Source organism: Gordonia amicalis NBRC 100051 = JCM 11271 (genome assembly GCF_000332995.1).
GTDB classification, from domain to species: Bacteria; Actinomycetota; Actinomycetes; order Mycobacteriales; family Mycobacteriaceae; genus Gordonia; species Gordonia amicalis.
The window spans coordinates 1-11,025 of the sequence record NZ_BANS01000069.1 but is presented as its reverse complement, the minus strand read 5'-3'; the positions used below and the strand labels follow the sequence as shown (position 1 = coordinate 11,025).

Genomic DNA, 11,025 nt, shown 5'->3' with positions numbered 1-11,025 from the left:
TGGGCGCGGTGGGGTCAAGTGCCGATAACGCGCTCGCCGAATCGTTCAACGCCAGCCTCAAACGCGGGATCCTGCAGGACCGCAGCCAGTGGCCCGACGCTGCTACCTGCCGCCGCGACGTGTTCCGCTGGCTGGTCCGCTACAACCTCCGACGACGGCACTCCCGCTGCGCCTATTCCAGCCCGGCCAGCTACGAAAACACCTACACATTCGCTACGCTGTCAGAAGCTGCCTAATCCAAATCCCGTGTCCACCATCCGGGGTCAAGGCCCCTCCTCCCACGCGCTCTCCCACAGGGTCACGATCGCCGGGTACGGCGTGCCCCATTTCTCAGCGAATTCCTCCCATCGCAGCCGGGCCTCAGCGGCGGTCGGCGCGGTGTAGATCGGTTTGAGATCGGCGCTGATCTTGTCCCAGTACTTGCGGGAGGCGTACTTGAAGGTGTTCCGGATCAGATGGATGATGCACGTCTGTACCGTGGCCAACGGGAACGCGGCAACACACTGTCGGGCAACCCTTTCAAGCCGTCACAGACCACGAAGAAGATGTCGCGGACACCCCGGTTCTTGAGGTCGGTGAGCACCGCCAGCCAGAACCTGGCCGACTCGCCGCCACCGTCGCCGGCCCACATGCCGAGGATGTCTTTGTGCCCGTCGAGATCAACACCGATCGCGGCGTAGATCGGCCGGTTACGCACCTGCCCGTCACCGATCTTGACCATGATCGCGTCGATGAACACCGCCGCATACACCTTCTCCAGCGGGCGTGCCCACCAACTCACCATCTCCTTGATGACCCGATCCGTGATTCGGGAGACGGTGTCTTTCGACACCGACGCACCGTAGACATCGGCGAAATGCGCTGAGATCTCCCCGGTCGTCAGCCCCTTGGCGTACAGCGACAGCACCACCTGATCCACATCGGTGACGCGACGTTTGCTCTTACCCACTATCACCGGGTCGAAGGTGCCGTTGCGGTCGCGGGGCACCTCGATCGGCACCTGCCCACACGCGTCGGTCAGCACCCGTTTCGTGCGCGTGCCGTTGCGTGAATTGCCGGTGTTGCGGCCGGCCACGTCATGTTTGTCGTAGCCAAGATGTTCGGTCATCTCCTCATCGAGCGCGGCTTCAAGCACGCTCTTGGTCAATGCCTTGAGCAGCCCGTCAGGACCGGTCAAAGCCACTCCCTGCGCGCGTGAGCTACGGACCAGATCGCTCACCAAGGCCTGCTCGGCCTTCGAGAGCTCACGCACCGCATCCGCGGTGGTGACATCGTGTTCTCGACCAGTCTGAACTGGCCCTGCCACCGGGGCATCCACGCCCTCGATTGTGTCGGTCATCGTCGTTATTCCTCCTGCCCCACGCCGGGGGCGATCAAAACCACTTACACCGAATCAGCGACAGTCCCGGCTGGCAGTCAGCGGAACCAATAAGCGGGAGGGAACCGGTCGGGCGGGAGGGGGACCGCCCCGCGGGGAAGTGGTTACGCGTACGCCGGCCGGAACACCAGCCGCGCGCCCTGGGCGCGGGCGGCGTCGCGGAAGTTCTTCATCGCGCGTTCCATGTGGAAGCCGTTGGTGACGATGAGTGCGCCGGTCCCGCCCATCCGTTTCAGCATCGCCACCGTGTTCTGGGCGTTCTGCACCGTCGAGGTCGACGCGACCTCGTTGACCATCTGCCACACCGGGATTCCGCGTCGGATCAGTCCGATGTTCATGAACTGGGCCTCGGCGATGGGCAGCCAGTGGGTGTCGCCGCCGGAGGCGATGATCCGATTGAACGGATGCTTCTTCGCGAGATTTGCCGCGACGTTGAGTCGTTGGGTCATGATCTGCGGTGTCTGGCCGAGGGTGCCGAACTTGGCGCCCAGCACGACGATGTAGCGGGTCGGCGGGCTCTCCCATAGGAACACGCTGTTGGGGGTCCCGAGCTCGGAGCTGCCGAAGTCGACACTGCCGAAATCCAAACTGGTGGCGGCTGATTCGACCTTCGCCGTGCTGGGATCGCCCGTGGTGGTGACGGCGACACCGGCCGTCGTCACAGCCGCGGCCACGGCGATCGCGGGCACCATTCTTCTCAGACGCATGCCCTCGGAGTCTAGGGACACGCAGGTGCGGACGGGTGTCAATCCAGTAACAACTGAATCACCAGTCACACACGTAACGCCTCACATTGCAGTCGAACTACCCCTCGACCGCCAGGTCACGTGAGCGCGATGTACTTCACCGAGAGATACTCGTCGATGCCCTCGCTGCCGCCCTCGCTGCCGATGCCCGACTGTTTGATCCCACCGAACGGTGCTGCCGCGTCAGAGATCACGCCACGGTTCACCCCGACCATGCCCGAGTCGAGGCGGCTCGCGACGCGCATGCAGCGTTCCAGGTCGCGACTGTAGAAGTACGACGCCAGGCCGTACTCGGTGGAGTTGGCGGCGGCGATCGCGTCGTCCTCGTCGTCGAAGGTGCTGATCACCGCGACCGGGCCGAAGATCTCTTCCCGCGTCACCGGGGCGTAGGGGTCTACGTTGTCGAGAACCGTTGCCGGGTAGAAGAACCCGCGACCGCCAGGACGTTCTCCGCCCAGCCGCACGCGGGCGCCTTCGTTCACGGCCTGCTCGACGGCGGCCGCGACCTTGTCCCGCTGGTCGGCGTTGACGAGCGGTCCGAGTGTCACGCCCTCCTTGTAGCCGGGGCCCATCCTGACGTCCGACATCTTCTCCACGAGTTTCGAGGTGAACTCCTCGGCCACACCGGATTGCACGAGGAAACGGTTGGCCGCGGTGCAGGCTTCGCCGCCGTTACGCATCTTGGCCGCGAATGCACCCTCGACCGCGGCGTCGACTTCGGCGTCGTCGAACACCAGGAACGGTGCGTTGCCACCGAGTTCCATCGAGGTGCGCTGCACCCGTTCGGCGGCCTGCCCGAGCAGATTGCGGCCCACCGGCGTCGAGCCGGTGAAGCTGATCTTGCGAATCCGGTCGTCGGTGATCAGCGCGGTGGACACCTCGCCGCTCGAACTCGTCGGAAGGACCGACAGCACGCCGGGCGGCAGTCCCGCCTCGGCGAAGGCCTCGGCCAGGGCCAGCATCGTCAGCGGCGTCTCCCGCGGGGGCTTGACGATCATGACATTGCCGGCAGCCAGCGCCGGACCGATCTTGCGCGTGCCCATCGCGAGCGGGAAGTTCCACGGCGTGATCGCCAGACACGGCCCGACCGGCTGATGCGCGACGAGGATTCTTCCGTTGCCGGCCGGGGCCTGCGTGAACCGGCCGCCTATCCGGACCGCCTCCTCGGCGAACCAGCGCAGGAACTCGTTTCCGTACTTCGTCTCCGCGCGGCTGTCGGGGAGGGCGCGGCCGAGTTCCAGGGTCATCAGCATCGCGATGTCGTCGGCCCGGTCGGTGAGCAACTCGAAGGTGCGTCGCAGGATCTCGCCCCGCTCGCGGGCGGGGGTCGCGGCCCAGTCCTCGGCCGCCGCGACTGCGTGATCGAGGGCGGAGCGGGCATCCTCGACGCCGGCGTCGGCCACCGATGTCAGCGACTCCTCGGTGGCCGGGTCGTACACCTCGAAGGTGGCGCCATCGGCGGCCGGCGTCGAGTGGCCGTTGATCCACAGGCCGGCCGGCACCCCGTCGAGAATCGCCTGCGGGTCGAGCACGTCCTTCTCACTGACTTCGCTGGAGCTCATGTCGTTTCACGTCCTCCGTGTCGTGGCCGGGCCGATTTTCACGCTACCGGCACCGGCAGGGTTGCCGACCGCCTTCGCGCGGACGCACGATGGCTGGGTGGACGCACGAAACCGACGCCGGTGGTTCGGCACCGCGATCCGCGGCCTCGGACTGCTCGCGGTGGCCGCGACCCTGGCGACCGGATGCTCGGGCGACGACGCCGCGGGAAGCACAGGGCGAGCTCAGGCACCCGCCGCGGCACAGACCGCCGACGACGGCAGCACCCGCTACGTCAACCTCGGAGACAGCTTCAGTGCGGGCACCGGTGTCCGTCCGCTGGTGGAGGATTCGCCGATCTACTGCCAGCGCTCGTCGAAGAACTTCGCGCACATCGTGGCCGCGGAAGAGAACCTCGCGCTGACCGACGTCAGCTGCGCCGGCGCCGAGACCGCCGACTTCCGCGCGGCCCAGCACGAGGGGGTGCCACCGCAACTCGACGCGCTCGGCATGGACACCGATGTCGTCACGGTGATGATCGGGGGCAACGACAAACGGACCTACGGGCGGGCGATCGAGCTGTGCAGCCAGGCGGCGGACACGAATCCACTGGGCTCGCCCTGCACGGATCGCTACGGGCAGTCACTGATCGAGCCGGTCGGAAAGGACATCTATCCGGCGATCCGTGCGGCACTGCGCGACGTGAAGGTCAAGGCTTCGGGCGCGAAGATCCTGCTCGTCGGCTACCCGTGGCTGATGCCGCCGACCATCGGTTGCTACCCCGAGATGAAGCTCGCCGTCGGCGATGTCCCGATGATCCGCAGGCTCCAGACCGAACTCAACGACTACGGTCGACGCGCCGCCGAGGACGAAGGTGTCCGGTTCGTCGACATGCTGCCGGTCTCCGTGGGGCACGACGCCTGTGCGGGGCCACAACGTTGGATCGAACCGATGACGGCGCAAGGGCCCGCTCGTGTCCACCCCAACGAGCGGGGTCAGGAGGCCATCGCCGAACAGGTCCGCAAGGCGCTCGCGAACTGAGCCGAAACGTACCCTTCGGACACCCCCGCGTGACCCGGAGCACCCTCTCACCAGCGGCGATTTGGGTCACTCGGTGCCATTTGGAACACTGTAGGCCGTGACCCCTTCCGCTGATAGCCCCATCGTCGAGCATGCAGACACTTCCGCCGCGCTGTTCGCCCGCGCTGCCGAGGTCATCCCGGGCGGCGTCAACTCTCCGGTCCGCGCCTTCTCCGCGGTCGGCGGGACCCCGCGCTTCATCGCGAGCGCCCAAGGGTGCCGCCTGACCGACGCCGACGGCGCGACCTACGTCGACCTCGTCAGCTCGTGGGGTCCGATGATCCTCGGTCACGCTCATCCTGCCGTCGTCGAGGCCGTGCAGCGCGCAGCCTCCGGTGGCCTGTCGTTCGGTGCGCCCACCGAGGGCGAGATCGAACTGGCCGAGGAGATCATCGGCCGCGTCGACCCCGTGCAGCGGGTGCGACTGGTGAACTCGGGCACCGAGGCCACCATGTCGGCGATCCGGCTCGCACGCGGATTCACCGGCCGCTCCAAGATCATCAAGTTCGCCGGCTGCTACCACGGCCACGTCGACGCGTTGCTCGCCGCCGCCGGGTCGGGTGTGGCAACGCTGGGCCTGCCGACCAGCCCGGGTGTCACCGGTGCGTCGGCACACGACACCCTCGTGCTCCCGTACAACGACCTCAAGGCCGTCGCGAAGGCCTTCGAGGAGTTCGGCGACGACATCGCCGCGGTCATCACCGAGGCCGCCGCGGGCAACATGGGTGCGGTCGCGCCGGTCGACGGTTTCAATGCCGGGCTGCGCGAACTCACCAGCCGCCACGGCGCCCTGCTGATCATGGACGAGGTGATGACCGGGTTCCGCGTGAGCCCGAGCGGCTGGTACGGCCTCGAAGGCGTCGCGGGCGACCTCTACACCTTCGGCAAGGTCATGAGCGGTGGCCTGCCCGCGGCGGCGTTCGGCGGTCGCGCCGACGTCATGGAACGCCTCGCGCCGACCGGCCCGGTCTATCAGGCGGGCACGCTGTCGGGTAATCCGGTCGCGGTGGCCGCTGGCCTCGCGACCCTGCGTCACGCCGACCACGAGGTCTACAGCAAGCTCGACGCCAACGCCGACCGTCTCGCCGGGCTGCTCACCGAGGCGCTCACCGCGGCCGGTGTGGGCCATCGCGTGCAGAAGGCGGGCAACCTGCTGAGTGTGTTCTTCACTACCGCCCCGGAGATCCCGATCTTCGACTACGCGAGCGTGAACGCCACGCAGACCTGGCGATTCGCGCCGTTCTTCCACGCTCTTCTCGAACGAGGGGTGTACGCACCGCCGAGTGCCTTCGAGGCGTGGTTTGTGTCCGCCGCACTCGACGAGGATGCTTTCTCGCAGATCGCCGACGCGCTGCCCGTGGCAGCGCAGGCAGCCGCTACCGCAGCCACCCCGGGGGACAACGCCTGATGCACACGATCGTCCACATGATGCGCCACGGAGAGGTCGACAACCCGGAGGGCATCCTCTACGGCCGCCTCCCCGGATTCCGGCTCTCCGGCGCCGGCCGCTCACAGGCGCAGATTGTCGCCGACACTCTCGCCGACCACGACGTCAAGGCCGTCTTCGCCTCGCCGTTGCAGCGCGCGCAGGAGACCGCGACCCCCATCGCCTCGGCCCACGGCCTGTTCATCCAGACCAACGACGACCTCATCGAGGCCGACAACGTCTTCGAGGGTCTCAAGGTCTCCGTCGGTGACGGCGCGCTGAGCAAGCCGAGGCACTGGCCCAAGCTGCGTGACCCGTTCACCCCGTCGTGGGGTGAGCCGTACATCCAGCTCGCGCACCGCATGCTGGCGGCGGCCAACCGAGCCCGCGACGCCGCACGCGGTCACGAGGCGGTGTGCGTCAGCCACCAGTTGCCCGTCTACACGCTGCGTCGCTTCCTCGAAGGCCAGCGCCTGTGGCACGACCCGCGCCGCCGGCAGTGCTCGCTGGCCTCGCTGACCAGCCTCATCTACGACGACGACGCCCTCGTCGACATCATCTACTCCGAGCCGGCCGGGGCCTCCGACCCGCTGGCCACCGGTGCGTGAAACAAAGGTAGAGAAGTAGTGCGCAAGTTCCTTCTGCCGGCAGTGCTGTCGGCCCTGATCCTGCTGATCAGCGGCTGCAGCACGGGTGACGACGCGGTCGCGCAGGGGAACACCTTCCAGTTCGTCTCGCCCGGCGGACAGACCGTCATCACTTACGAACCCGCCGATCGCAAACCGATCGCCGGCCTCGAGGGTGAGGATCTGGTCAGCGGTCAGCCGCTGGCGCTGTCCGACGCACGGTTCGCCGACAAGGTCGTGGTGATCAACGTCTGGGGTTCGTGGTGCGGACCTTGCCGCGGAGAGGCCGACGACCTCGAACGTGTCTACGAGGACAATCGTGACGACGGCGTCGAGTTCCTGGGCATCAACCTGCGCGACGACCGCGACTCCGCGAAGGACTTCGTGATCGACCGCAAGGTCGGGTTCCCGTCGATCTACGACTTCCCGGGCCTGTCGCTGGCGGCACTGACCACCCCGACCTCGGTGGTCCCGACGACGATCGTCCTCGACCGGCAGCACCGGCCCGCCGCGGTCTTCCTCAAGGCCGTCTCCGACAAGGAACTCGACGAGGTCGTCAAGCGAGTCGCCGCGGAACCGGCGGGTTCGGCCTGATGACGTCCTCGACCGTTATCGCCGCGTCCATCGGCGACACCTTCGCCGACACGGTGACCAGCGGGCCGCTCCTGCTTGCGCTCGCGGCATGTCTGCTGGCCGGACTCGTCTCCTTCGCCTCGCCGTGCGTCGTGCCGCTCGTCCCCGGCTATCTGTCGTATCTCGCGGGACTGGTCGGCGCCGAGGCCCCGGCGGTGAAGGTCGGGGAGGGCTCCAAGAACGGGCGTTCGAGGGTCGCGCTCGCCGCCGGTCTGTTCGTGCTCGGCTTCACCGTCGTCTTCGTCGCGGCCACCGCGACCGTCCTCGGCGTGACCAGTACCTTTGTCCTGAATCGTGAACTGCTGCAACGCATCGGCGGCGTGGTCACCATCGCCATGGGCCTCGTGTTCATCGGCCTCATCCCGGCTCTCCAGCGTGAGGTCCGGTTCGAGCCGGTACGGGTCTCCAACATCGTCGGCGCACCTCTGCTCGGCGCGGTCTTCGCGCTCGGCTGGACGCCGTGCCTCGGCCCGACCCTGGCTTCGGTGATCGCGACGGTCAGCGGTACCGAGGGCGCGACCGCGGCCAAGGGCGTGACCCTGATCGTCGCCTACTGCCTGGGCCTCGGCCTGCCGTTCGTCGTGCTGGCGTTCTCCTCGGCGTGGGCACTGCGCAGCCTCGGCTGGCTGCGCCGCAATGCCCGAACCATCCAAGTCGTCGGCGGCGTCCTGCTCATCGCCGTGGGCGTCGCCCTGCTCACCGGCTGGTGGGATCAGTTCATCGTCTGGGTTCAGGTCCGCTTCGTCACCGACACCCAACTACCGATCTGAGCGTGCTGCAGCCATGACCGACGTCACCGACCGTACCCAGGTGGACACCCCCGAAACCGGCGCGCCGAAGCCGCACTGGACCCGGCGCCGGGTGCTCTGGCCGCTGCGCAACCTGTGGCGGTCGCTGACGTCGATGCGCACCGCGCTGCTGCTGCTGTTCCTGCTCGCCCTGGCCGCCATCCCCGGCGCGCTTCTCCCGCAGCGCGACCTGAACGAGCAGAAGACGCTCGAGTACATCGCCGAACGCGGCACGCTCGGCACCTGGATGGACCGGCTGCAACTGTTCGACGTCTTCTCCAGCGCCTGGTTCACCGCGATCTACGTGCTGCTGTTCGTCTCGCTCGTCGGTTGCCTGACGCCGCGCATGATCGAGCACTTCCACAGCCTGCGCGCCAAACCCGTCGGCACGCCGCGTAACCTGTCTCGGTTGCCCCGGCACGTCACGCACACCGTCGACGGCACGCCGGACGAGATCGCCGATCGCATCGACGGCCGGCTCCGCGGCTGGCGGCGCGAGGTCGTCGTCCGCGAACCGAGCAAGGCCTATCCCGAGGGGTGCGTCGAGGTGTCCGCGGAGAAGGGCTACCTCCGCGAGTTCGGCAATCTCGTCTTCCACTTCGCGCTGCTGGCGCTCCTGGTGTCGATCGCGGCCGGCAAGATGTTCGGATACGAGGGCACGCGAATCCTCGTCGCCGACGGCGAGCAGGGCATGTGCAACACCTCGACCGCCGTCTACGACTCCTTCCGCGCCGGCAATCTGGTCGACGGCACCGACCTGTCGCCGTTCTGCTTCCGGGTCGACGACTTCTCGGCGACCTTCCTGCCCAGCGGACAGCCCGACATGTACGACGCGACGATCCGCTATGCCGAGGGCACCAAGGTCGGTTCCCCGGACACCTGGACCAGCACCTCGGTCCGCGTCAACGAGCCGCTGCGCGTCGCCGGTGACCGGGTCTACGTGCTGGGCAACGGTTTCGCCCCGACGTTCAGCGTGACCTTCCCCAACGGGGAGAAGCGCACCCAGACCGTCCCGTTCGTCCCCGACCAGCTGCAGACGATGCTGTCCTCCGGTGCGGTGCGCTTCGACACCCCGGCCGGGTTGTACCCCGACGCCGACGAACGTCGGAAGAACCAGATCGCGCTCGAGGGCCTGTTCGCGCCGACCGCGCTCTACCACGGCACGCTGCTGACGTCGCTGTCCCCGGAGCCCGACGATCCCGCGGTCGCCATCCGGATCTACAAGGGCGACACCGGCCTCGACACCGGCAAACCGCAGAACGTCTACTCGCTCGATCAGGACCTCGTCGACCAGGGCCGGCTCCAGCGGCAGGCACAGGTGAACCTGAGTACCGGACAGAGCCACACCATCGCCGACGGCACGACGGTGACCTTCGACGGCTACCAGCGGTGGGTGTCGGTGCAGGTCTCCCACGACCCGGCGCAGATCTGGGTGCTGGTGAGCTCGGTGGTGATGCTCGGCGGACTGCTGGTCTCGCTGCTCATCCGACGCAGACGGATCTGGGCGCGGCTCGTCCCGGCAGTGGTCACCGCCGGTCAGGTCGATGGTGATGACCCCGACGGTGCTGGTCGCGACGGCGCTGACCCTGACGGTGTTGATCCATCCGATGGGAAACGACGTACTGTAGTAGAGATTGCCGGGCTGGCGCGTACCGACCAGGCCGGCTGGGGTGAGGGTTTCGAGGACCAGGCGGCTGCGCTCGTCGCCGACGACGCAGACGTATCCACCTCGCGGCGCGCGACCCGGCGGCTCTAGGCTACCGGCGAAAGGAACTTTCATGAACAACGGCACCGGTCAGGTGGACGAGACGCTGGCTCGCTATTCCGATCTGCTGTTCGGCACCGCGATCACGGTGTACGTGGTGGCGGCCTTCTTGTTCTTCGGCGCGCTGGCGGCGGTTCGCGGTCGCAAGCTCGAGGAGCGGGAACTCGTCGCCGCCGGTGCCGGTTCTGCGTCGGGCTCGGACGCCGTGCGCGTGCCCGGTCGCGTCGCGGGCCCACCGAAGCGGACGTTCGGCGAGAAGCTCGGCAACATGGGCCTGCCGGTCGTGTACGTCGGACTCGTCGCCCACATAGCGTCGATCGTCCTGCGAGCCATTGCCACCGAGCGTGCGCCGTGGGGCAACATGTACGAGTTCGTCTCGATGACGTGTGCGGCCGGTGTCCTGGCCGCGCTGATCATCCTGCGCAAACCCGAACACCGCGCGCTGCTGTCGTTCGTGCTGCTCCCCGTCGTGCTGCTGATGTTCATCGCCGGTCGCTGGCTCTACACGCAGGCGACCCCCGTCGTCCCGGCCCTGAAGTCGTACTGGCTGGCAGTGCACGTGTCGATCATCTCGGTGTCCTCGGGAATCCTCATGGTCTCCGGTGTCGCCAGCATCCTGTACCTGATGAAGATGCGGTGGGCATCGAATCCGGCCGACGACACGTCTTCGGCCCGGCCCGGATTGGGTGGCGCGCTGCGACGCATCGTCGACCACATCCCGGCAGCGGAGAACCTCGACCGCCTCGCCTACAAGACAGTCGTCGTCGGCTTCCCGCTCTTCGGTCTCGGCGTGATCTGCGGCGCCATCTGGGCCGAGGCCGCCTGGGGTCGGTTCTGGGGCTGGGACCCCAAGGAGACCGTGTCGTTCATCGCCTGGGTGATCTACGCGGCCTATCTGCACGCTCGCGCCACCGCGGGCTGGCGCAACACCGCAGCGGCCTGGATCAACGTCGCCGGCTTCGTGGCGATGCTGTTCAACCTGTTCATCATCAACCTGGTCGTGTCGGGCCTGCACTCCTACGCGGGTCTCTGAACCCTTCGAGA

General features: G+C 67.6%; 10 protein-coding genes and 1 pseudogene. 8 read left to right on the top strand and 3 right to left on the bottom strand.

Annotated features, from left to right (window positions below):
* Positions 1 to 236: integrase core domain-containing protein (locus tag GOAMI_RS22850; RefSeq protein ID WP_006438847.1), on the top strand; the 236-nt coding region annotated here is incomplete at its 5' end.
* A gap of 36 nt (positions 237 to 272) precedes the next feature.
* Here GOAMI_RS22850 and GOAMI_RS22845 read toward each other — a convergent pair.
* The 3 genes and pseudogenes from GOAMI_RS22845 to GOAMI_RS21985 form a co-directional block, all read right to left on the bottom strand.
* Positions 273 to 1,339: pseudogene (locus GOAMI_RS22845) on the bottom strand (IS256 family transposase); the annotation flags it as partial.
* Between the two features lie 143 nt (positions 1,340 to 1,482).
* The gene (locus GOAMI_RS21990; protein ID WP_024498684.1) at positions 1,483 to 2,085 is read right to left on the bottom strand and encodes a YdcF family protein; all 603 of its coding nucleotides are present in this window, start codon (positions 2,083 to 2,085) and stop codon (positions 1,483 to 1,485) included.
* A gap of 116 nt (positions 2,086 to 2,201) precedes the next feature.
* Entirely contained in the window at positions 2,202 to 3,686 is a 1,485-nt protein-coding gene (locus GOAMI_RS21985; RefSeq protein ID WP_006438843.1) for an NAD-dependent succinate-semialdehyde dehydrogenase, read from the bottom strand.
* A 97-nt stretch (positions 3,687 to 3,783) separates the two neighbouring features.
* Here GOAMI_RS21985 and GOAMI_RS21980 point away from each other — a divergent pair, with 97 nt between their 5' ends.
* The 7 genes from GOAMI_RS21980 (at position 3,784) to ccsB (ending at position 11,014) form a co-directional block, all read left to right on the top strand.
* Positions 3,784 to 4,704, top strand: a complete 921-nt coding sequence (locus GOAMI_RS21980) for an SGNH/GDSL hydrolase family protein (RefSeq protein WP_006438842.1) — start codon at positions 3,784 to 3,786, stop codon at positions 4,702 to 4,704.
* 97 nt (positions 4,705 to 4,801) lie between these two features.
* Positions 4,802 to 6,151, top strand: coding sequence for a glutamate-1-semialdehyde 2,1-aminomutase (gene hemL, locus GOAMI_RS21975; RefSeq protein WP_006438841.1), 1,350 nt, complete (start codon positions 4,802 to 4,804; stop codon positions 6,149 to 6,151).
* Entirely contained in the window at positions 6,151 to 6,777 is a 627-nt protein-coding gene (locus tag GOAMI_RS21970) for a histidine phosphatase family protein (protein ID WP_006438840.1), read from the top strand. Before hemL ends, GOAMI_RS21970 begins: the two co-directional genes overlap by 1 nt.
* Before the next feature lie 18 nt (positions 6,778 to 6,795).
* Positions 6,796 to 7,389 carry a TlpA family protein disulfide reductase gene (locus GOAMI_RS21965; RefSeq protein WP_006438839.1) on the top strand — a complete coding sequence of 198 codons (594 nt, stop codon included), beginning with the start codon at positions 6,796 to 6,798 and terminating at the stop codon, positions 7,387 to 7,389.
* Entirely contained in the window at positions 7,389 to 8,198 is an 810-nt protein-coding gene (locus GOAMI_RS21960; RefSeq protein WP_006438838.1) for a cytochrome c biogenesis CcdA family protein, read from the top strand. Before GOAMI_RS21965 ends, GOAMI_RS21960 begins: the two co-directional genes overlap by 1 nt.
* Positions 8,199 to 8,211: 13 nt before the next feature.
* The gene (resB, locus tag GOAMI_RS21955; protein ID WP_006438837.1) at positions 8,212 to 9,972 is read left to right on the top strand and encodes a cytochrome c biogenesis protein ResB; all 1,761 of its coding nucleotides are present in this window, start codon (positions 8,212 to 8,214) and stop codon (positions 9,970 to 9,972) included.
* 22 nt (positions 9,973 to 9,994) lie between these two features.
* Entirely contained in the window at positions 9,995 to 11,014 is a 1,020-nt protein-coding gene (gene ccsB, locus GOAMI_RS21950) for a c-type cytochrome biogenesis protein CcsB (RefSeq protein ID WP_006438836.1), read from the top strand.
* Positions 11,015 to 11,025: the final 11 nt, after the last annotated feature.

Excerpts from the sequence above, each read along its gene's own strand:
- GOAMI_RS21990 (WP_024498684.1), bottom strand. The coding sequence starts at position 2,085 with ATGCGTCTGAGAAGAATGGTGCCCGCGATCGCCGTGGCCGCGGCTGTG.
- GOAMI_RS21985 (WP_006438843.1), bottom strand. The coding sequence starts at position 3,686 with ATGAGCTCCAGCGAAGTCAGTGAGAAGGACGTGCTCGACCCGCAGGCG.
- GOAMI_RS21970 (WP_006438840.1), top strand. The coding sequence starts at position 6,151 with ATGCACACGATCGTCCACATGATGCGCCACGGAGAGGTCGACAACCCG.
- GOAMI_RS21960 (WP_006438838.1), top strand. The coding sequence starts at position 7,389 with ATGACGTCCTCGACCGTTATCGCCGCGTCCATCGGCGACACCTTCGCC.
- resB (WP_006438837.1), top strand. The coding sequence starts at position 8,212 with ATGACCGACGTCACCGACCGTACCCAGGTGGACACCCCCGAAACCGGC.
- ccsB (WP_006438836.1), top strand. The coding sequence starts at position 9,995 with ATGAACAACGGCACCGGTCAGGTGGACGAGACGCTGGCTCGCTATTCC.